Annotated in this window: 21 protein-coding genes; 20 read left to right on the forward strand and 1 reads right to left on the reverse strand. The window is 45.2% G+C overall.

Going from position 1 to position 22,478, the window contains the following annotated elements; translation table 11 throughout:
* The 6 genes from MD535_RS01965 to maiA form a co-directional block, all read left to right on the forward strand.
* On the forward strand, positions 1-533 hold a 533-nt coding region (locus MD535_RS01965; protein WP_265673259.1), incomplete at its 5' end, for a CatB-related O-acetyltransferase.
* 383 nt (positions 534-916) lie between these two features.
* Positions 917-1,780, forward strand: coding sequence for a glyoxalase III HchA (gene hchA / locus MD535_RS01970; RefSeq protein ID WP_265673261.1), 864 nt, complete (start codon positions 917-919; stop codon positions 1,778-1,780).
* A gap of 425 nt (positions 1,781-2,205) precedes the next feature.
* A complete protein-coding gene (hppD, locus tag MD535_RS01975) occupies positions 2,206-3,279 on the forward strand; it encodes a 4-hydroxyphenylpyruvate dioxygenase (RefSeq protein ID WP_265673262.1) in 1,074 nt (357 codons plus the stop codon).
* Positions 3,272-4,447 (forward strand): homogentisate 1,2-dioxygenase, encoded by a 1,176-nt coding sequence (locus tag MD535_RS01980; RefSeq protein ID WP_265673263.1) that lies wholly within the window; start codon positions 3,272-3,274, stop codon positions 4,445-4,447. The genes hppD and MD535_RS01980 overlap by 8 nt, the downstream gene beginning before the upstream one ends.
* 9 nt (positions 4,448-4,456) lie before the next feature.
* Positions 4,457-5,494, forward strand: coding sequence for a fumarylacetoacetate hydrolase family protein (locus MD535_RS01985; protein WP_265673264.1), 1,038 nt, complete (start codon positions 4,457-4,459; stop codon positions 5,492-5,494).
* Between the two features lie 55 nt (positions 5,495-5,549).
* Complete coding sequence (gene maiA / locus MD535_RS01990) at positions 5,550-6,218, forward strand: maleylacetoacetate isomerase (protein ID WP_265673265.1); 669 nt, start codon at positions 5,550-5,552, stop codon at positions 6,216-6,218.
* An 85-nt stretch (positions 6,219-6,303) separates the two neighbouring features.
* Here maiA and MD535_RS01995 read toward each other — a convergent pair whose 3' ends face one another.
* Positions 6,304-8,382, reverse strand: coding sequence for an acetoacetate--CoA ligase (locus tag MD535_RS01995; RefSeq protein WP_265673266.1), 2,079 nt, complete (start codon positions 8,380-8,382; stop codon positions 6,304-6,306).
* Between the two features lie 198 nt (positions 8,383-8,580).
* Here MD535_RS01995 and phhA point away from each other — a divergent pair, with 198 nt between their 5' ends.
* The 14 genes from phhA to fucU all read left to right on the forward strand — a co-directional run bounded on the left by phhA (position 8,581) and on the right by fucU (position 22,466).
* Positions 8,581-9,375 (forward strand): phenylalanine 4-monooxygenase, encoded by a 795-nt coding sequence (gene phhA, locus MD535_RS02000; RefSeq protein WP_265673267.1) that lies wholly within the window; start codon positions 8,581-8,583, stop codon positions 9,373-9,375.
* Positions 9,365-9,703 carry a 4a-hydroxytetrahydrobiopterin dehydratase gene (locus MD535_RS02005; RefSeq protein WP_265673268.1) on the forward strand — a complete coding sequence of 113 codons (339 nt, stop codon included), beginning with the start codon at positions 9,365-9,367 and terminating at the stop codon, positions 9,701-9,703. Before phhA ends, MD535_RS02005 begins: the two co-directional genes overlap by 11 nt.
* 187 nt (positions 9,704-9,890) lie before the next feature.
* Positions 9,891-10,643: an SDR family oxidoreductase gene (locus tag MD535_RS02010; RefSeq protein ID WP_265673269.1), complete on the forward strand. Its 753-nt coding sequence runs from the start codon at positions 9,891-9,893 to the stop codon at positions 10,641-10,643.
* A 369-nt stretch (positions 10,644-11,012) separates the two neighbouring features.
* On the forward strand, positions 11,013-12,941 hold the full coding sequence (locus tag MD535_RS02015) for a PatA/PatG family cyanobactin maturation protease (RefSeq protein WP_265673270.1): 1,929 nt from the start codon (positions 11,013-11,015) through the stop codon (positions 12,939-12,941).
* A 48-nt stretch (positions 12,942-12,989) separates the two neighbouring features.
* The gene (locus MD535_RS02020) at positions 12,990-13,295 is read left to right on the forward strand and encodes a hypothetical protein (RefSeq protein ID WP_265673271.1); all 306 of its coding nucleotides are present in this window, start codon (positions 12,990-12,992) and stop codon (positions 13,293-13,295) included.
* A 101-nt stretch (positions 13,296-13,396) separates the two neighbouring features.
* Complete coding sequence (locus MD535_RS02025) at positions 13,397-13,600, forward strand: hypothetical protein (protein ID WP_265673272.1); 204 nt, start codon at positions 13,397-13,399, stop codon at positions 13,598-13,600.
* 516 nt (positions 13,601-14,116) lie between these two features.
* Positions 14,117-14,308 carry a hypothetical protein gene (locus MD535_RS02030; protein WP_265673273.1) on the forward strand — a complete coding sequence of 64 codons (192 nt, stop codon included), beginning with the start codon at positions 14,117-14,119 and terminating at the stop codon, positions 14,306-14,308.
* A gap of 60 nt (positions 14,309-14,368) precedes the next feature.
* On the forward strand, positions 14,369-15,202 hold the full coding sequence (locus tag MD535_RS02035) for an endonuclease/exonuclease/phosphatase family protein (protein WP_265673274.1): 834 nt from the start codon (positions 14,369-14,371) through the stop codon (positions 15,200-15,202).
* A 365-nt stretch (positions 15,203-15,567) separates the two neighbouring features.
* Positions 15,568-15,948, forward strand: coding sequence for a VOC family protein (locus tag MD535_RS02040; RefSeq protein WP_265673275.1), 381 nt, complete (start codon positions 15,568-15,570; stop codon positions 15,946-15,948).
* A 690-nt stretch (positions 15,949-16,638) separates the two neighbouring features.
* Entirely contained in the window at positions 16,639-17,325 is a 687-nt protein-coding gene (locus MD535_RS02045; protein WP_265673276.1) for a DeoR/GlpR family DNA-binding transcription regulator, read from the forward strand.
* Between the two features lie 62 nt (positions 17,326-17,387).
* Complete coding sequence (gene fucP, locus MD535_RS02050; protein WP_265673277.1) at positions 17,388-18,689, forward strand: L-fucose:H+ symporter permease; 1,302 nt, start codon at positions 17,388-17,390, stop codon at positions 18,687-18,689.
* Positions 18,690-18,755: 66 nt separating this feature from the next.
* Positions 18,756-20,504, forward strand: coding sequence for an L-fucose isomerase (locus MD535_RS02055; protein WP_265673278.1), 1,749 nt, complete (start codon positions 18,756-18,758; stop codon positions 20,502-20,504).
* Between the two features lie 67 nt (positions 20,505-20,571).
* Positions 20,572-22,020, forward strand: a complete 1,449-nt coding sequence (gene fucK, locus MD535_RS02060; protein WP_265673279.1) for an L-fuculokinase — start codon at positions 20,572-20,574, stop codon at positions 22,018-22,020.
* Positions 22,021-22,031: 11 nt separating this feature from the next.
* Positions 22,032-22,466 carry an L-fucose mutarotase gene (gene fucU / locus MD535_RS02065; protein WP_265673280.1) on the forward strand — a complete coding sequence of 145 codons (435 nt, stop codon included), beginning with the start codon at positions 22,032-22,034 and terminating at the stop codon, positions 22,464-22,466.
* Positions 22,467-22,478: the final 12 nt, after the last annotated feature.

Genomic DNA, 22,478 nt, shown 5'->3' on the forward strand with positions numbered 1-22,478 from the left:
ATTATCATAATCATAGCTTCGATGATTGTGCTCGTTACTTAATGCCTGATAGAACGGATATTGATAAGTTAATTATCGGAAGCTATTGCTCAATTGGTTCTGGTGCTGTGTTTATGATGGCTGGTAATCAAGGGCATCAAAATAACTGGGTGAGTACATTTCCATTTTTCTACCAGGAGAATGAATATTTTGCTGATGCTAAAGATGGGTTTGAGCGCTCGGGTGACACGGTTATCGGTAATGATGTATGGATTGGTACAGAAGCCATGATCATGAGTGGTGTATCTGTTGGAGATGGTGCCATTATCGCAAGTCGTGCTGTCGTTACCAAGGATGTAGCCCCATATTCCATAGTGGGCTCAAATCCAGCTCAACATATACGTTACAGGTTCGCTGAAAGTGAAATATCTCAGTTATTAGAAATGAAATGGTGGGAATGGAGCGACGAACAAATTAAGGGAGCTATGAGCTTAATGTGTTCTTCTAATATCGATGGTCTTTATGACTATTGGAAAACGCTAGTACGCTTATAACAAACGCTCTTCTGCCAAGTTGAGCGCCTATAAGTTTTCCTAAAGCCGGGTCGCATTCCGTCCGACTTTAGCATACTGAAGTTAAGTGACTCCCCTTGTTTCTTACCTACGTAATGATAGCGACTGTTCGGGGTTTTCCTGCCTCTAAAAGTCGTTGATATGCCGTTAGCCCTGAGCCGCTCTGCGCAGAAGAGTGTCAGTCACTAGATGAAGCAAGGGCCGGTATTTTGAGTACATCGAAGTGTTTTAAACCGTAAGAATTTATGGCGCAAGAGATAATGCCGTAGAGACGTAGTGGCAAGGCCATTGGTATCGACTTTTTGTGGGGAACACCAATACTTTAGGCTAGTATTTAGCTATCGATATAATAAAAGGGTGCGGCGATGTTAAGGAATCTGTTGGGGCTTGCTCCAAAGCTGGAATTGGATGGTTCATATTCACCTTCAAGGGTTGCTTTGAAGCTTGCGACGGCGGAAAAGACCGATTATAAAGAAGTGGTATACACGCCTGTAGTTGGCTCAAAGCGAAAAATATTAGTCTTGGCGACTGAGCAAAAGAATATGAAAATGAAAAATGGTAAGCTGTTTTCAACAGGTAATCATCCTGTCGAAACGCTAGTACCCATGCTTCATCTTCGAAATGCAGGCTACGAATTTGAGATATCGACGCCTAATGGTCACCCTGCAATCATTGAAATGTGGGCATTTCCCCAGAAAGACCATCATGTAAACGCTATTTACACTGAATATAAAGAACACTTTGAAAATCCAACGAATCTAAATACTCTTGTTACTAATGGGTTGAACGCTGAAGATTACGCTGCTGTGTTTATTCCAGGCGGCCATGGTGCAATGTTGGGTCTCCCTAGCGACCAATTTGTTGGTATGGTTTTAAATTGGGCACATAACAACGACGTATTTACAATTTCCATCTGTCATGGTCCAGCTGCTTTTTTATCGACTCGCGAGAGTGGTTCTGAGTTTTTATATCAGGGTTATAAAATGGCGGTTTTTCCCGATTCAGTTGATGCTCAAACGCCTATTATTGGCTACTTGCCTGGCAAGATGCCTTGGGGATTGAGTGAGACGTTAAAAGAGCTTGGAGTGATGTTGGTGAATAGCAAAGCTGACAATACGGTATGTCGTGACCGCTTATTAGTTACAGGCGCAAGCCCATTAGCTGCGGATGCTTTAGGAAAGTTAGCGGTAGAAACGTTAGCTTCAGCACGGACTAGGGCCCTTAAATAGTTGCTCTTTAGCCGTTCCAATGAGGCCGTCCTCCTCGCGGAATTTGTTTGTCACACGGAGCAACGCGCCAAAACCTGTTGCGTGCATACAGAATCCATCAAGCCGCTGACGACAGCGGCTTTTTTGTATCCCATGCTTTCCTCTGCGTTATCTTGTACGAATAAAGCTTGTCTGTAACAATTCATTCACATCACGTCTTCGGTGTAAATCAAAGCACCCCCTTTCAATCCCTTGATAGTACTCCCTTTCCTGATAGAACTATTTTTGTGTAACAATTATTTTACAACTTAACGGTTCTTCACCGTGAGCGCCCATTTCCTTCCATGCATTCCATTATCTCAGCTTGTGGACCAAATTTAATTAAGGGCAAAAAACACAACACTAAACGACGTAACATAAAACCAAAAGATACAGGGAGAAAGTTCATGGTGGATACCTACAACCCGCTGGGTACGGATGGATTCGAGTTTGTTGAATACACGGCCGTTGACCACAAGGGAATTGAGCAACTTAAAGCGCTGTTTGTGTCACTTGGTTTTGCTGAGATCGCCAAGCATCGCTCAAAAGAGGCTTGGCTGTATCGACAAGGTGACATCAACTTTATTGTTAATGAACAACCACACAGCCAAGCGGCAGCGTTCGCCAAGGTCCATGGGCCATCGGTCTGTGGTATGGCTTTTCGTGTTCATGAAGCCACGGCGGCAATGGCGCAAGCGTTCAAGGGTGGCGGTGAAGAGTACAAAACAGAAATAGGGCCAATGGAGCTGAGCATTCCTGCCATTTACGGTATCGGTGAAAGCCTGCTCTATTTTGTTGATCGTTATGGTAAGCAGAGCATCTACGATGTTGATTTCCGATTTTACGATGATGCCAAAGCGCGCATGGCGAAAGCCGATGTTGGTTTGTTTGAGATCGACCACCTTACGCACAACGTTAAGCAGGGCAATATGGACGTGTGGTCTGGATTCTATGAGCGTCTTGGCAACTTCCGCGAGATTCGCTACTTTGACATTGAGGGCAAACTGACAGGGCTTGTAAGCCGCGCTATGACGTCACCTTGTGGCAAGATCCGCATCCCAATCAATGAGTCTTCAGACGACAAATCACAGATCGAAGAGTTCATCCGCGAATACAACGGTGAAGGAATCCAACACATCGCGTTGGCCACGGATGACATCTACAAAACGGTGAAAACCTTGCGTGATCGCGGTATGGACTTTATGCCAACCCCAGATACCTACTATGAGAAAGTGGATCAGCGTGTGAAAGGTCACGGTGAAGACACTGAGCTGCTTCGTGATCTGCGTGTTCTGATTGATGGCGCACCGACCAAAGACGGTATCTTGCTGCAGATTTTCACGCAAACGGTAATCGGGCCGGTGTTCTTTGAAATTATTCAGCGTAAAGGCAATGAAGGTTTTGGCGAAGGTAACTTCAAGGCGCTGTTTGAATCGATTGAAGAGGACCAGATTCGTCGAGGAGTATTAGACGATGCATAAATGGATCTCGTTTCCTCATCGGGAAGGGGTGTGCTCTAAACAAGCACACGCCGACTTTCCCGAAGAGGCAATGTATGAGAGGGAAGCGGGGCGGAGTGGTTTCTTTGGTCCTGCGGCGCACTTTCATCACCAACATGCTCCTACCGGTTGGTCTGAGTGGGAGGGCGACTTACGCCCCCGCGCGTTTGATTTTACCTTAGTTGAAAAAGCCAGCCAGATAACGCCTTGGGCCGTGCCTCACCTTTTGCACAATGCGGACTGCAAAATTCGCGTGTGGCGAATGGATGAGAAGATGGAGTTTTTGGTGCGTAATTCCGATGGGGATGAACTGCTGTTCATTCACCAAGGCAGTGCTGAACTTTATTGCGATTATGGCCATTTAGAGGTGAGTGAAGGGGATTACGTGATGATCCCGCGCTCGACCAATTGGCGTTTGGAGCCAAGTGAGCCGATGTTTATCTTGATGGTTGAGAATACCGATGCGGCGTATTCCTTGCCAGAAAAAGGCATGGTCGGTCATCACGCGGTGTTTGATCCGGCCGTTCTCGATATCCCTTCGATTAATGACAAGTTCCGCGCTCAGTATTCTGAAAGCCAGACTCAGGTTCAGGTGAAACGCCACGATAAAGTCAGTGTGATCACGTATCCGTTCAACCCACTGGACGCGATTGGTTGGCATGGCGACTTAGCGGTAGTGAAAGTGAACTGGCGTGATATCAGGCCGCTGATGTCACATCGTTATCACTTGCCCCCTTCCGCACATACCACGTTTGTGGGCGCAGGATTTGTGGTGTGCACCTTTGTGCCGCGCCCGATTGAGAGCGATCCTGGTGCATTGAAAGTACCGTTTTATCACAACAATGATGACTACGATGAAGTGCTGTTCTACCACGCCGGGGACTTCTTCAGCCGCGACAACATTGAAGTGGGTATGGTGACCTTCCATCCGGCTGGGTTTACGCATGGGCCTCACCCAAAAGCCTTCAAGGCGGGTCTGGCGCACAAGAAGACGTTTACCGATGAAGTGGCGGTGATGATCGACACTCGCCATGCACTGCAGTTCTCTGATGAACTCGATAGCGTTGAGAACAAAGAATATGTCTATAGCTGGCAAGAAAAGAATGGGCAAGAGACGAGCTTGCAAAAGGCCGAGAGCGATAAGAAGTAAGGGAGCAGAATGAAATTAGCAACCAAGAAAAATGGGACTCGCGATGGTCTATTGATGGTCGTGAGTAAAGATCTCAAACAGTGTGTGGCGGCCACCGACATCTTCCACGCGATGCACCTTGCACCCACCATGCAGGTGGCATTGGATAACTGGGATCGCGTGGCTTCTCAGTTGGAAGAGTTATACACCTCGTTAAACAACGGGCAAGTGACAGGCAGTGAAGTCTTTGTCTCTCAGTCTTGTGAGTCGCCTTTGCCGCGCGCTTATCAATGGGCAGACGGCAGTGCCTATGTAAATCACGTTGAGCTGGTGCGTAAAGCACGTGGTGCTGAAATGCCAAAAAGCTTCTGGGTTGATCCATTAATGTATCAAGGTGGCTCAGATGCGTTTATAGGCCCTTGTGACCATATCGAATTTGCCAACGACGAATGGGGCATCGATTTCGAGGGTGAGGTTGCGATAGTAACCGGTGACGTGCCGATGGGCGCGAGTGCCAAACAGGCACAAGATTCAATTCGCTTGTTGATGTTGGTGAATGATGTATCGCTGCGCGGGTTGATCCCTGCTGAGCTGGCAAAGGGCTTTGGCTTCTTCCAGTCCAAGCCTTCTTCGGCGTTCTCTCCGGTTGCGGTGACACCTGATGAGCTTGGTGAACAGTGGCGAGGCAGCAAGGTGCATTTACCACTGATATCGACCTACAACGACAAGCCTTTTGGTTGCCCGAATGCGGGCGTCGATATGACCTTCAATTTTGCAGAGCTAGTCGTGCATGCTGCGAAGACGCGTCCATTGTCGGCGGGCGCAATCATAGGCTCAGGCACGGTGTCGAATAAACAAGGCACGGATCACGGCACTTCAATTGCTGAAGGTGGCGTGGGCTATTCATGCATTGCCGAAGTGCGCATGATTGAGACCATTCGAGATGGTAAACCGTCGACTCAATTCATGTCGTTTGGTGATTCTATTCGCCTAGAAATGTTCGATGCGGCGGGGGACTCGATTTTTGGCGCGATTGACCAAAAAGTGAGCCAATATCAAGAACGATAATCGGATAGCTAGAGAACTAAGGCTACAAAGAGAGGGATTATGAATGAGGGCCTTTATGAACGATAGCATGACACTCTATGGCTATTGGCGTTCGTCCGCAGCCTATCGGGTGCGTATTGGGTTGAATCTAAAGCAGCTCAACTACGAGTCTATATCGGTGCACTTGGTGTGCAATGGTGGCGAGCAGCATGATCCACAATATCGTGAGATTAACGCCAGTGAACTTGTGCCCGTGCTGCTGGATGGTGAGGTTCAGCTCAATCAGTCGTTAGTGATTCTTCAATACCTAGATGAAACTTACCCTGACGTCTTACTTATTCCTGATCAGACGCCATTGCGCTATCAAGCTTTGGCAATGGCTCAGGATATTGCGATAGAGATTCACCCTCTCAACAACTTGCGTGTGCAGCAGTATTTGGAGAGGGCGTTGGCGTGCGAACAAGAGGCGAAAATGGATTGGATTCATTATTGGGTTCATCAAGGATTCAGTGCGCTAGAGGAGAAGTTAGCGAAGTACCGAAAAACACACGGTGATTCACGTTATAGCCTGACGGATTCGCCATGCATTGTTGATATCTGCTTGGTGCCGCAAGTCTATAACGCGCAGCGCTTTGCTGTTGATATGTCGCCGTATCCATTGATTAACTCGATTGTAGACGCGTGTAATCAGTTGCCCGCTTTTATTGACGCTATGCCTGAGAACCAAGCAGATGCACAAGGATAAACGGATGCAAACGGATAAGCGAAAGCAAAAGGATAGATAAGAGTGACTTCTGCCTACGTCGAGCTATTTCTGTAAGCGAGGAGCATCAAGGCGCAATAACTCGCTTTATTTCTTCTAAGACCTCGGCGTTAGCAATCGCACCGAGGTTTTCTACGTTGTTGCCATTGATAACCTGTTTCACTGCCAACTCCACCAGCTTACCAGAGCGTGTTTTAGGCACATCGCTGATAGCAAATATTTGGCTTGGAACGTGCCTCGGTGAACAAGCAGATTTGAGTTTATTCTTGATGGTTGCCAGTAATTCGTCACTCAAAATCATGTCTTGTTGCAGTTGAACAAACAGCCATATTTGCTCATTGCGGTCGATATCTTTCCCTACGGCGATGGAATCAACGACGCCCTCGATGGTATTCACCTGCTGATAGATCTCGGCGGTACCAATTCTTACGCCTCCGGGGTTTAGGGTAGTGTCACCTCGTCCGTAGAACCGGTAGCCACCACGGCTAGTTTGCTCAACTTCGTCACCGTGGTGCCAGACATTGTCGAATTTGTCCCAGTAAGTGCGGTGATAACGTTCGCCAGTGTCATTCCAAAAGCCGGCAGGGAAGTTGGGAAGGGAATTGGTGCACACCAACTCGCCACGTTCTTGATTGACTTCTTGACCCGATGAATTGAACACCTTGATATCGACTCCAAGTCCCGCCTGCTGGCATTCTCCTCGATAAACAGCGGAGATAGGGTTACCCAATACAAAGCAGCCACAAATATCCGTACCGCCGGAAATAGACGCTAAATGCAGATCTTGCTTGATGTGCTTGTAGACGTAATCAAACTGTTCTGGGTAGAGCACCGAACCTGTCGAGCAGAGTGTTCTTAACTGAGGAAGAGAGTGACTCTTGACGGGAGAAAGTTCCGCTTTCTCAATCGCTTCTAAGTACTTGGCTGAGGTGCCAAATGTCGATACTTCAGCGCGCTGCGCTAAATCCCACAGAACATTAGGTTGCGGATAAACCGGGCTACCATCAAAAATCACCAAACAGGCGCCGCTCGCGAGCGCAGAGACGTGCCAGTTCCACATCATCCACCCACACGTGGTGTAGTAGAACACGCGATCTTTCGGCTTAATGTCGCAATGAAGCTGATGCTCTTTCAGGTGGTTGATGGTGGTGCCACCAACGGAATGCACAATGCATTTGGGCTTGCCCGTGGTGCCAGAAGAGTACAAAACAAACAGTGGGCTGTTGAAATTTACACGAGTAAAACACAAAGGTTGTGGTGGATAATGATTGATGATGTCTTGCCAGCTTTGGGTTGATACATCCGTCTCAATGCGATGCTGATTCAACTCGTCGCTCGGTTTCAAATACGGGGTCTGTTTTAAGTAGCCGCTTTGTTTCAAATAGCGAATCGAGCATACTCGCTTTAGCCCATTTAGGTGCTCAATGACGTCGTGGTTTTTGTTGGTCATATCGAACGTCTTGCCATTGAAGGTGTAGCCATCGCAGGTGAACAGAACCTTGGGTTTTACTTGGCCAAATCGTTCAATCACACTCTCTACGCCAAAGTCCGGCGACGTGGAGGTCCAAATTGCTCCTAAGCTGGTGGTGGCAAGCATTGCGATTACGGTTTGCGGCAGATAAGGGGTGTAGGCTGCAACCACATCGCCGGGTTGCACGCCACACTCTATGAGCCATTGTTGAACGCTAGAGACTTCCTCACAGAGAGTTTGCCACGTGTAGCTCTGTTGCTCGCCAAGCTCATTTTCAAACCAAATCGCAAGCTCGTTTGGCAACGCCTTTGCTGAATCGAGCAAGTTTTCTGCATAGTTAATTTGCGCGTCTGGGAACCAAACGGCATCACGATGAGATTTTGGCTGCTGCCAGCGGCTCTCGCCTTGCTTTTTAACTCGGTAACCTGGTTCTTTAATACCATTATCTTGCGCCTCAAAGCGGTCGCCTTGCGAACCAACCATGCCACAAAACTGCCATACGTTCTGCCAAAATGACTCGGGCTGTTCCACAGACCATTGATGAAGCGCCGTGTGGTTTTGTAACGCTCGCTCAAGTACGCCTTGTTGATTGAGGCTATCCATAAATCGGGTGACGTTGGCTTGCGCGATGCGTTGGTCGCTTGGTTGCCAAATTGGCTTATTGGGTTGGTGCATTCTCTGCCTTTAACAAAAAGTTAACGTTTTCAGTCTGGTATTTAGGCTTTACAAAGTCAAAAGATCAGCAAAATAAGCGCCTAACAGAACTGTGTAAACAAAATGTTACATGAAGGCTGGTTTCGAAAAGTGGCGCAAATTGGCGCTTATCACGAGTGGAGATAGGCTTAAAAGAAGACATTCGTAAGGAGGTGTGCAATGACTCAATATCATTCAAAGCCTGTGAGCCAAGAGGGATGGGTTGAGTGGAGCCTCGAAGAAGACGCCATTTGGCACGACTTGGTGACAAGGCAAATGAACGTCATCAATGACCGTGCTTGCGATGCGTATTTACATGGTTTGACCCTGCTTGACCTACCACTAGATAGGGTGCCTCAGCTACCTGAAATAAATAAAGTACTTAAGGAAACAACCGGTTGGCAGGTACAGCCTGTTCCCGCGTTGATCGATTTTGACCGTTTCTTTGAGTTGCTCGCCAACAAGCGATTTCCTGTTGCGACCTTTTTGAGGACGCGAGACGAGTTTGATTATTTACAAGAACCAGATTTCTTCCATGAAATTTTTGGCCATTGTGCCATGTTGACCAATACCGATTTTGCCGCTTTTACAGAGCATTATGGAAAACTAGGATTGGCGGCAACCCCCAAGCAACGTGCTTATCTTGCGCGTTTGTATTGGTTTACGGTTGAGTTTGGCTTAGTCCAAGAAGGGCAAAAGCTAAAAGTCTATGGCGGCGGTATTCTTTCGTCTCCGGCAGAAACCATGTATGCGCTGGAAGGGAAGGTGGCGATTCGTGATGAGTTTGATTTACAAACGGTCCTAAGAACCCCTTACCGTATCGATATTATGCAGCCTAAATATTATGTGATCGGGGCGCTCTCTGAGCTGTTTAAAATCAGTCAGATAAACCTATTACAGCAAGCTGATCTCGCGGCCGAAGCGGGATTATTCCCCCCACTTTTTGAACCCAAGGAACCTGTACATGTTGAATGAACAAAAATGTGAAGCCTGCAGTATCGATGCCATTGCGCTTAATAACGATGATCAACAATCCTTACTATTGGAGTTGTCTGGCTGGCAGATCGTGGAAAGAGACGGCATCCCACAGCTTGAAAAGGTATATAAGTTTAAGAACTTCAAGCAGGCGTGGGCATTTAGCAATAAAGTGGCAGAGTTGGCGGAAGATCAGTTTCATCACCCTTCCATTGTATTGGAATGGGGCAAAGTCACCGTGACATGGTGGAGCCACTCTATCAAAGGCTTGCACAAAAATGATTTCATCTGCGCCTCACGCTGCGATGTTTTGGCGCTAAGCGAGTGATTTATTGGCGTGGCTAAAGAAAGTACGGATTCAATAGTCTTGTCAGATGGTTATGAATATTTCGGTGATGGAATCATTGCCACTAGTGCTGGCGGGTGAGATGCAAACACTGGCTAGCAAGTCGCTGAGCAGAATGTAGAATAAACAAATATGGCGTTACTGCAAATTCATCATACAGGGATAGTTTATGAGTCGTTCAAAAGTTGTTTTAGTGACAGGCGGCAGTCGAGGAATAGGAGCCGCCACTTCGACGTTGTTTGCTGCTCATGGCTACGCGGTATGTATCAATTACAAGTCCAACGCTCTTGCAGCAGAGAACTTAGCATTAGAAATTACCGCTAATGGCGGTCAATGTATCACGGCTCAAGCTGATGTTTCTGATGAACACGAGGTCGTACAGTTATTTGAACGTATTGATCGTGAACTAGGGCAAGTATCTGTTGTGGTAAACAACGCAGGTATTCTTCGTCAGCAATGTCGCCTTGAAGATATGACTGCGGATAGAATTAATACAATCTTAACGAACAACGTAACGAGCTATTTCTTATGCAGTCGGGAAGGCGTAAAGCGAATGTCTACACGTCATGGTGGTAAGGGTGGTGCGATCATAAATGTTTCATCTGGTGCCGCTCGTTCTGGGTCACCGAATGAATATGTCGATTATGCTGCGTCAAAAGGCGCTATTGATACTCTCACAAAAGGCTTATCACTAGAGGTCGCCTCTGAAGGCATTAGAGTGAATTGTGTGCGCCCTGGTCTAATTCATACTGAAATGCACGCTGATGGCGGAGAACCGGGAAGGGTTGAAAGGCTGAAAAGTATAATCCCCCTCCAGCGTGGTGGAGAGCCAGAAGAGGTCGCTGAAGCCATCTACTGGCTTGCTTCAGAGAAATCATCATTCTCCACAGGTAATTTTTTAGACTTAGCTGGTGGCCTGTAATGCATACAAAGTCCTTAAGAGTGATGTTTAACGCCAAATTTCAGAGCATATTGAATTAAACATCAAGAAGTTTGACTCAATTAGTGTTAATTCTGTACTTCCACTTTTACATCGTTAAATGAACATGTTACCGATGTATAAGTGGAAGTTAGCTGTTTTAGAGGATGGTTACCGTTAGACGTCATTCTTTCTCCCTTCTTAAGCCTACTATGGTGCTTGTTAATTAAGTCATCATTTCAGGCTTACCTTCTCGTGTAATAGCGAGGTAATAAATTTATTTACCAACTTAGACTAACTTCTAGTCACGATATTTAAAGCGATAAACAACTTTAAGCATTAGATATACGATTACTATTAGGTAGAGAGTCTATGTTGCACGCTGAACAAAACAATAATATTGATAGTTTAAATACGTTGTGGGAACAAACAACGGGCCACCCCGACGTCAGAATTGCAGTACTTGATGGTGTCGTTGACACCAAGCATGAATGCCTAAAAGCCGCCCGCCTTTCTCAATTGACGACTATTGCGCTTGAAAATAGTGCCATACCATCACAACACGGTACACATATATGCAGTGTCATATTTGGTGATCACCGTACTCCTATCAAGGGGCTGGCCCCAAAATGCAGTGGCATCTCTATTCCCATTTACTCGCAACTTAACAATGGTGTCGTTTCACCTTGCAGCCAGATTGACTTGGCAAGGGCGATCATGAAAGCCATTGAAGCAAAAGCACACATTATCAATATAAGTGGTGGTCAACTGGAAAACTCTGGGAACGTCCATCCAATTCTAAAAAATGCCCTAGAGGCCTGTGAAAAAAATAAGGTGCTCCTAATTGCGGCCGTCGGTAATGACGGCTGTCAGTGCTTAAATATCCCCGCGGCTATCGATTCCACACTCGCTGTTGGCGCTACGGACGAGAAAGGTATCCCTTTGCCTTCAAGTAACTGGGGAAGCAAATATAAGAAAAATGGCATTTTGACCTATGGGAAAGATATTAACGGTGCCTTCCCAGATAACCAGTACGGGCGATTATCCGGAACCAGTTTTGCTACCGCAATTACAACGGGTTTCGCCGCGCTTCTTGTGAGTTTACAAATTGAACGACACCAAACCATCAACCCGCTCGCTGTGCGACAAGCAATTTTATCGGGCACGGACAGCTGTACATCAGGGCACGAGCAGGCTGCCTATTGCGATAAGTATTTAGCGGGAACATTAAACCTCACCAACACACTAAAACTTCTATTTGATAAAGGAATACAAATGATGACTAACGAAATGGACACACATCAGCCAAAAGAACTTGTTATCGAGCCTTGCTCGGTAAATGAACGAGAATCCAAGGAAGAGCAGAGCACTTCTGAGGTGAAAAGTACTTCTGAGGTGAAAGCAGCCACCGTTCATGATAAGGAAAAACTGATACCAGCGGCAGAAGCGGAACTCACGCCCTCTGGCTGTGGGTGTTCTTCAGAGCCGTCTAGTGACCGAAACTCTCTTGTGTATGCCTTAGGTTCTATAGATTTTGATTTTGGAACAGAAGCCCGCAAGGATGCCTTCATCCAAAATATGCCATTCGGGAAAAACAACCCATATGATACAGAAGCGATACTCAGCTATTTAGATCAGAATCCGTATGAAGCACAGTCACTCATTTGGACTCTGAATTTAGACGTAACCCCAATTTATGCGATTCAACCGATTGGTCCATTTGCGAATATTGGCTATGAAAAACTTCGAGAAGCGCTACAAGAGCAAATGAGTCAAGGTGTTGAACTGGTATCAATTCCTGGTATTACATCCGGCTCTATCACGCTGTCTTCTGGACAAACTGTTCCCTTAATCGTACCGAATCCGCGAGGTATATACAGTTGGTCGACGAAAGCGCTAGTGGATAACGTACTTGGTAAGAGACCGACTAAATCTGGCGCAGATCAAACTCAATACGACGAGCATCATGAAGGGTTGAGTAATTTTCTTAGCCGCGTTTACTACGACTTACGTAATTTGGGCATGTCACCTGAAGAACGAGCGCTTAATTACTCCGCGACCAATGCATTCCAAGTGAGTCAAGTCATCGAAAGCACAACCAAAGGAAAGCTTGAACTTGACGATATCTCCGTTCAAAAGAGCCCAGTTAGCCGCCCTGATTCTGACTGTTATGATGTGGAAATTAGCTTCTTTAATCCTACTAATACATTGATTGCTAATAAAATATTTAGATTTACCGTTGATGTGAGTGGCGATATTCCGGTCACAATCGGTGAAGTTCGTTCTTGGTCTAAGCGATAAACGAGTCCCGCCATTACTTGTAAGCACAAAAATAGAAAGGATTAAATTATGCTTCCTCAACAACATACACCAGTGATCCGATCAGGACATTACTCTATTGCATCTAATGACAATCGAGCCATTTCACAAAGCGATACGTGTGTAAGCGCAGATATCGATAAGCAAGGGCAGGTGTGTATCGACATTCCTGTTGTCGGAAAACAGTGTATACCAGTAAAAACGCCATTCCCGTCGGGTACTGCGGCTAAAGCCTGTATCGATGTATGTACTAAATTTGGCATTCCAACGGGAGCTTGTGCCACAGTCACCGTACTTGGCCAACGCGTAGCGAAAGAGTGCTTTGGTTCATGTTAAGTATGACATTGCCATAAAAACAGCGTTAGAGGCAGCAAGTTACCCTATTAAGATAAGACGCTGCCTCGTATTCCCTATTTGAGATGATAAAAGGTGAATTCATGGCTATTCCTAAGCAAACACAACCCGTACAAAGGGATAAAGCATCCCTTAATATTAGTTTACCAATTTCTGAGGATATTGGACTAGGTGACTCAATACAGAAATTAACCAGTAAGATGGGGTTTAAGTCTTGCTCTTCATGCAGCCGACGTGCTGCTAGGTTAAATAATCTGATTCAATTTAAAACCAACAGAAATGGTTAATGCGATGAAGTGTTATATGACATTGCTAATAGCAATGATATCTCTAGTTAATACGTCTAATGTCGCTGCGAATACTTCACTAAATTGCCACGTTAGCGCCGATAATAATAGTGTTATTGATATAAAAATAGAGTCGAGTAAGCCTACGGGGCTCGGTTTAGGAACCGCAGTGCTCGCTATAGAAAGAGTGAGCAGCTCACCGTCTAGTTATGTTACTTATTACGAGCGTTCATCGTCGGTAAACGAAGAAAAAATGCTGTTTAAATATAACGAAGAATTAATACTTAAATTAGTGCAAAGCAGAAAGACAAAAAACGCTTTTATTAAAGCGGAATATATAGAAGGTGATGTAAAGTTTAAAGGGAGGTGCCAATACTGAACTGGCTATTAACGCTTTTGTTTTAGTTTGTACATACCTGATATATGGTTAATTTTAAATATTATACAAGTCATGTGACTTATATAAACCTGTGCTCGTAAGAGCAAGCAAACACTTCGATATAAAAGGAACTTAATATGAAACTTCCAAATCAATCTAGTCCAATTGCAAGACATGTCTCTCGTCAAAATACACAGAGCAAAGGGTTAATCCCGTCTGGCCACAATAAACAATGCTGTGGCGATGATTGTATGAGCAAATACTGCTTTTTTGGTATGAGTAGCAAAGGGTGTAAAGACGGTAAACCATACATTAATTGTATTGGTTAATGCAGGCTAGGCCCTTCATTTATGGAGGGCCTAATTTTTAAGGCGGAAAGGATACGAAAAATGGCAACCTTCAACCTCATTTCTTACAATACCCATCTCTTCTATAAAACGGCCGTTGCTAAAATCATTGGAAGTCTAACCTTTCATGATAAAGCGAGGCTTGAAGGGATAATAGAACGACTTCGATCGAGTCAGAGTGATATGGTGATGCTTTCTGAGGTTTGGTCCACAACCAGCCAAAAGGCCATCATCCAAGCATTAAAAGATAAGTACCCCCATCACATTAGCGATGGAAATGGCCCGTTTTCCATGGGGTCAGGGCTACTGTTGTTGTCATCCAAGCCCATAGATGAGAATAACCATGGTTTTGTAGCATTTAAAGACTCGAGTGGTGAAGATGCATTATCGAATAAGGGTTTTATCTTCGCTATTATCGAGATAGAAAACGGCCGCAGAGTACGTTTCATATTTAGTCATACTCAAGCTGATACTGAAAGTCATGACTACCGAAATGTTCGAAACGAGCAATTTAAGCAAATTGAAGCGTTTATCAATGGATGGTACAGCAGCCTACCACTAATAATAACGGGCGACCTAAATGTCCCCGGCCACTCCACGGAACATTCAGAAATGATGCACATATTTAACCAAACGACAGATTCTTGGTTAGATTTACATCCTAAGCTAGACGGCTACACCTATGATCCAACCACTAACGCACTTGCTAGAAGGTTTGGTGGCGATGAGCCCTCTGCGCGATTGGACTACTTTTTAGAAGAGAAGTTGCTACCTTTATCGATGAGCGTCATTACCGATTGGAATATTAATATTAAAGGCGTTCCAACTCCTCTATCCGATCACTATCCTATTGAAGGCGTTTTTCAATTGGAGTAGCCATGTAAATGAGTTTGTATCCAGGTTATCAAGGGCAGCAGTTTATCGACTTAGCCCAAGATGGAAGAGTTAACGCTAAACGTTTGGGTTTAGCTGTTAAAGAGCACGGCTATGATGAACAAGATATTAAAATAATCCGGCACTATTTCGCGAGATTCGGGTACTTAATCTGCACGAGTCTAACGAAGGTATTAAGGTATTAAGGTATTAAGGTATTAAGGTATTAAGGTATTAAGGCGACGTTTCACATTCGGCGGTGTGGCGCGCCACTTTTCTTGGTGTTAGGAAAAGACACATCCACACGAATTCTAATTCCTAAGCTAAGCTGATAATCACGGTTTGCTTTTTCAGATAAGGAATAAATTATGTTATTGAATCCAGTCGGATGGTTTGAAATTTATGTCGATGATATGGCTAGAGCCAGAAAATTTTATGAATCAGTGTTTGATATAAAACTAGAGAAGCTAGAAAGTCCGGCCAAAATGGAGATTGAGATGTGGTGCTTCCCTCATACGATGGATCGCTATGGTGCAAGTGGCGCTCTTGCACATATGAGCCACGTAAAAGCGGGCGGCAATAGCACTCTTGTGTATTTCTCATGTGAAGATTGTGCCGAAGAAGAATCTCGAGTTTCGATTCATGGTGGTGAAGTTCAAGTACCGAAAATGGCCATTGGTGAACATGGCTTTATCAGTGTTTTTTGTGATAGTGAGGGTAACATGGTTGGGCTTCATTCCATGAAATAGTCACGGCTTAATAACTGGGTAGCAAATGGTCATATGTGGCAGTTATACAGTTAAGCGGGTTCAGTGCTAGTGGTGGAATGTCGAGTTAATTTGTTACGTTGCGGCGCAAGCTAATTGAGTGTTAGGGTCTTTAATGTTGCTAGAAGATGCGCCCAAAGCTAATAACTTTGGGCGTTTCCATATATAGAGAAAGCAGAAGATACTTGAGTTGATAACCTCAACAACCTGCAATGATAGAACTAAAGCGTTTCAGCGCGCCATTTTCGATGATGCTACAAATTTGGATGAAGCGTGATACGTGGTGATAATAAGACGTTCTGAGAATGATTAAGCTGAGCCAATAGAGTAAACCTGAGCTGGTAAAAGGCTCTGTTATTTAGTTATGTCACACTAGTTAAATAAAATTCCCATGATATTCCTGCCATTTTCAAAAAAGAAGTTTACACACCATAGTTTTATTACTCAGTGATAAAACCAGAGGTTTCATTTATAAACAGGTAGTTAAGTACTGACTTGCTAACGAGTAATGCATTATCTTTTTTGACCGTTTTTTAAATTCTCGGGCATTTATGGCTGATACTCCACAATACTAGTCATAAAATGGTCAATAGCGGGCGTGATGACGATTCGGTCACAGTTTTGCACCTTTTTCGTTGGTAAATTAATAATCAAGCCAGAAAGGGAGCAATTATGAGAAGCCGGCAGATTGTTGAACTCGTTAATGACCAAAGAAGTGCCACGGTTGAGGAAATAGCCGAAGCATTTAATGTTTCTGTTGAAACTATTCGTCGTGACTTAAAAAAGCTTGATGAATCCGGTGCGCTTAAAAGAGTTCACGGTGGGGCAGTGAGTGTTCAAGAAATTGATGAGGGCCGTTCTTTTCATGCTCGAGCTAAAGACTATTTAGAAGAAAAAGAATTACTGGTTAGTAAAGCTCTGGATTATATTCAAGAAGGCATGGTAATTGGGTTAGATGCGAGTTCGTCAAGTTGGTGCTTAGCACGAGAAATTCCCAACATAAGTTGTACAATTATTACCAACTCTCTTCAGAATGTTATTGCTTTAGAAGGGAAAAATAACATTAATGTCATTTGTACTGGCGGAAGCTATTCCGAGAAGTACAGCAGCTTTTATGGTCCGCTCGCCGTAGATACTCTGGCGAATATGTCGGTAGATGTTTGCTTCTTTTCCTGCGTAGGGTTTGATTATGACTCAGGGGTTTGGGACTCAAATGAATATAACTATCAAATAAAAAGAAGTTTTATTGAGATTTCTCAGCAAGTTATTCTCATTGCTGATAAATCAAAATATAAAAAGAGAAGTCTTCTTAAAATATGTGATAGTGAGTCGGTGGATGTGGTAATTACCGACTTGTAATAACGTGAAACACAATAACATATAAATCAAATCAATAATGTGATTATTAATAAGGATATCTTATGACTGATACTCTCAATATAAGTTCGTCTGAATCTCAGAGGAATAATAAAGTAGAGGTAATACCAAAGGAAATCAAATTTGCCTTCTGGCTGCTGTGTAGTTGTTTTGCAATGTGGGGGTTGGCAAATAATATGACGGATGTGCTTATTGCACAATTTCGGAAAGTATTTACGTTAACTGATATGCAATCTGGTTTAGTTCAAACAGCTTTTTATGGTGCTTATTTTTGTTTAGCCTTACCCGCTGCACTTTTTATACAGCGATATAGCTATAAAGCAGGAGTGCTTTTAGGCTTAGGGTTATTTGCAACTGGTGCGCTGCTATTTTATCCCGCTGCGCAAGCCATGGAATACTTACCATTCTTGTTAGCGTTATTTGTTCTAGCAGGTGGTCTCTCCATTCTAGAAACCAGTGCCAATCCCTATATTTTGACTATGGGTCCTGAAGAAACCGCAACACGGCGTCTCAATATTGCCCAAGCTTGCAACCCTATTGGTTCGATCACAGGGGTATTGATCGGCAAGTTTTATATCTTATCGCAACTTAACCCTGCAACGGATAGTGAACGTGCTGTGATGGCGGCGGATGAGCTAGCACAAATTCAGTCCGACGAATTGTACGCAGTGATGATGCCTTATCTCGGCGTAGCCGTTGTTATTGCTCTGATTTGGTTATTGATTCTCAAAACAAAAATGCCGTCAGCAAAGGATACTAGCTCGACGGGAGAGTCAACATTTGGTCAAGCGTATCGCCGCATTGTTAAGCGTAGTCACTTTACCAAAGGCGTATTAGCTCAGTTCTTTTATGTAGGCGCACAAATTGGCTGTTGGTCCTGGACAATTCGTTATGTGATGCAAGAAGTTGGCGGAACAGAGGCAGAAGCATCAACGTATCTTCTGACTTCTATTGTAATTTTCTCTCTCATGCGCTGGGTGTGTGTTGCACTGATGAAACACATTGAACCACAAAAACTACTTGCTGCATTGGCCGCGATCGCTGCGATGTTAGTGGCTGTCATTATGTTTGCAGGTGGACTAGCCGGCGCCTATGCCTTAGTGGGTGTGTCGGCATGTATGTCACTGATGTTCCCAACTATTTTCGGGCTCTCTCTAAGGGATTTAGGATCAGATTCTAAGTTTGGCGGAAGCTTTCTCATTATGGCAATTCTAGGTGGTGCAGTACTGACTGCCATCATGGGCCAAATCTCAGACGCTGCCGGTATTGGTGCCGCATTTATCATCCCATTCATTGGCTTTGTTTACCTCGTCTACTACGGCGCAAAGGGTTACCAAGTTAAGTAACACATTATGCAAAGGGGCAGTATTCAATTTGCCCCTGACTCAAAGAAATAACAAGGAACATCAATTATGTCACAGTTAGTTAAAATCGGTATTCGCCCTACTATCGACGGTCGTCAAATGGGGGTACGAGAATCTTTAGAAGAACAAACCATGGGGATGGCGCAACGGGCGGCGCATTTTATTCAAGAGAATATCCGTCATGCGAGTGGAGAGAAAGTGGAGTGTGTTCTTGCTGATTCGTGTATAGGAGGTGTGGCTGAATCGGCAGCAACGGCCGACAAGTTTAAACGTGAAAATGTGGGCCTTGTGCTCACGGTGACACCTTGTTGGTGTTATGGCACGGAAACCATTGATATGGACCCGCATACACCAAAAGCGATTTGGGGTTTCAATGGTACAGAGCGTCCAGGTGCGGTTTATCTTGCGGCTGCGATGGCAGGCCACTCCCAAGTTGGCTTACCTGCCTTCTCAATATACGGCAAAGAAGTACAAGACGCGGGTGATGAATCCATCCCAAGTGACGTGCAAGAAAAAATTCTCCGTTTCTGCCGAGCAGGGTTAGCGGTCGCGTCGATGAGAGGCAAATCTTACCTCTCTATGGGGTCTGTTTCGATGGGAATTGCAGGTTCAGTCGTTAACCCAGAATTCTTCCAGAAATACTTGGGCATGCGTAATGAGTATGTCGATATGACGGAAATCAAACGTCGTTTGGATCGCGAAGTGTACGACAAGAAAGAATTTGAATTGGCGCGCGCTTGGGTGAGAGATTGGTGTAAAGAAGGCAAAGATTACAACGGCACCCCATTTACCGAAGAACGCAAGGCTGAAGATTGGGATACGGTCATTAAGATGACCATGATCATGCGTGATTTGATGCAAGGTAACCCAAAACTCAAAGAACAAGGTTTTGGCGAAGAGTCGCTAGGGCATAACGCCATATTGGCTGGCTTCCAAGGTCAACGTCATTGGACCGATCATCTACCCAATGGTGACTTTTCTGAGGCCATTTTAAACTCTTCATTCGATTGGAACGGCATTCGTGAGCCTATTTGTGTGGCAACAGAAAATGATGCATTGAATGGCGTCAACATGATGTTTGGCAAACTACTGACGGGTGAAGCACAGGTCTTCCACGATGTTCGTACTTATTGGTCTGAAGATGCGGTTGAGCGTGTGACTGGCACTCGCCCTGAATCAGGCTTCTTGCATCTTGTTAACTCAGGTTCTGCTGCGCTAGATGGTGCAGGTAAAGCCAAAAATGCAGATGGCAAACCTGCCATGAAGCCGCACTGGGAATTAACGAAAGAAGATGTGGAAGCGTCTCTTAATGCGACGAAATGGTGTCCTGCTATCGAAGAATATTTCCGCGGGGGCGGTTTCTCATCTCAGTTCCTCACAGAAGGTGGCATGCCGTTTACTATGCATCGTGTCAACATTATTGCCGGTATGGGGCCTGTGCTGCAAATTGCGGAAGGGCACTCTATTGAACTGCCTGAAGACGTGCATAACATTCTAAACGAACGTACTAACGCCACTTGGCCGACGACCTGGTTCGTGCCACGTTTAACCGGAGAAGGCACATTTAAATCCGTCTATGACGTCATGGCGAATTGGGGCGCTAACCACTGTGTGATCACCTCGGGGCATGTGGGGGCTGATTTGATTTCGCTTGCCGCCATGCTGCGCATTCCGGTTTCTATGCATAACGTTGATAGCCAAGATATTTTCCGCCCACATACTTGGTCTGCATTTGGTCAGGACGTAGAGGGACAAGATTACCGTGCGTGTCAAAACTTCGGCCCTATCTATAAATAATGAATTGGTCATTAAGTAGGTAACTAATTTGCCTGTCCCGTTTTGGGGCAGGCCTTAAGGGGGAGTTATGTCGATTGCTATTATTCTTGATTGCGGTGCCACCAACGTTCGCTCAATTGCAATCAATCAAAAAGGTGACATCGTTGCGTCACATTATATCGCTAACGAGACGCTGCAAAATGGCACAAAGCATGTTTGGGATTTCCAACAAATATGGAAAAAATTGGTTGAATGTTCAAAGCAAGTGACGGCTCAAATCAATTCAACGGATATTGTCGCCGTTTCTGTCACTACATTTGGGGTGGATGGTGCGCCCTTCGATAAAAATGGAAAACAGATCTATCCCATTATTTCATGGAAATGCGCTCGCACCGCGCCAGTGATGAGCCAGATCGCGCAAGATATTGACCGCGATGAATTGTATTTGGCTAATGGTATTGGGGACTACTCATTTAATACTTTATTCAAACTTAAGTGGTTGAAAGATAATGAGCCAAGCGTCTATCGCAATATGGACAAATGGGTGTTTATTTCCTCAATGTTGACTCAAAAGCTAACGGGTGAGTTCACTACGGACCGCACGATGGCTGGGACGTCGATGATGACCGACCTCGATAGCGGTGACTGGAATGAAGGAGTATTACAGTATTTAGAACTGACGAAATCGCACTTTCCGCCAATGGTTGAAGCGGGCGACATCGTAGGTCGCTTACAAGACGACGTTGCCTTTTTATTAGGCATTCCGAATAGAGTACCGGTGATTTCCGCAGGTCATGATACTCAGTTTGCGTTATTTGGCTCAGGCGCCAAAGAGAATCAGTCTTTCTTAAGTTCTGGTACGTGGGAGATTTTGATGGCCCGTTCGCCACGCCCTCAGTTAAAACCAGACTACCTCAAAGACGGCATGACAACAGAGTTGGACGCGAAAAACGGCCTGTTTAACCCCGCCATCCAATGGCTCTCTAGTGCAGTAATGGAGTGGGTCGCCAACACCTACTTTGCTGATATTGCCGAGAGCGGCAATAAGTACGCCGTGATGGTCGCTGAAGGGGAAGCTGCGCCTATTGGTGCGAATGGCGTGAGATTCGACCCCTCTTTTTTACTGGATGCAAAGGGTCAAGGCAGTGGCGCGATTACCGGTTTATCCATTAATACCACGAGAGGCGAAATATATCGCGCGGCACTGGAAGGGCTCGCCGTCAAACTCTCTCGCAGCTTGGATGCGCTTTCCACGACTTGCGGCTTAAACACCGAGTGTTTAATGGTGGTGGGTGGTGGGTCTAAGAATACGCTGTGGAACCAAATAAGAGCGGACGTTGTTGGGATCCCTATCCATGTCGTTGAACAACCAGAAGCAACGGTAACAGGGGCGGCGATGTACGCTTTTGCTGGAGCAGAGGTCTTTATTGATGCCAATCACGCTCAAGACAATATGAAGCCATCTTATCAAGTGGTCACCCCATCAAAGAACCGTGAGCAATACGCACAGTTATTGGAGGAAATGCATCATGCTTAAAGGAACACACAATGCTTAAAGGAATACATCCGGCAATAAGCCCCGACTTGCTTGCCGTATTAAGTCGAATGGGGCATGGCGATGAAATCTTATTTGCCGATGCACATTTTCCCGCAGAGACGTTTGGGTCACATGTTGTCTTAAGAGCGGATGGGGTGAATATCGATACGCTCTTAGCGGGCACTTTGCCGCTGTTTGAGCTCGATGCTTATTGCGAATGCCCTCTCATTATGATGCAGGCGGTAGAAGGGGACCAGCTTGACCCGACCGTTGAATCTAAATATATGGCTGCCATTACCAAGACCACGGTAAATAAGCCCGCTTTAGAGCAAATGGATCGTTTTGATTTTTACGAGCGTGCCGAAAAGTGCTTTGCAATTGTACTCACGGGCGAAACTGCTAAATACGGAAACATCATTTTAAAGAAAGGCGTCACGCCTGTTTAAGGAAGTAATACG

The organism is Vibrio qingdaonensis (assembly GCF_026191675.1).
Taxonomy (GTDB): domain Bacteria; phylum Pseudomonadota; class Gammaproteobacteria; order Enterobacterales; family Vibrionaceae; genus Vibrio; species Vibrio qingdaonensis.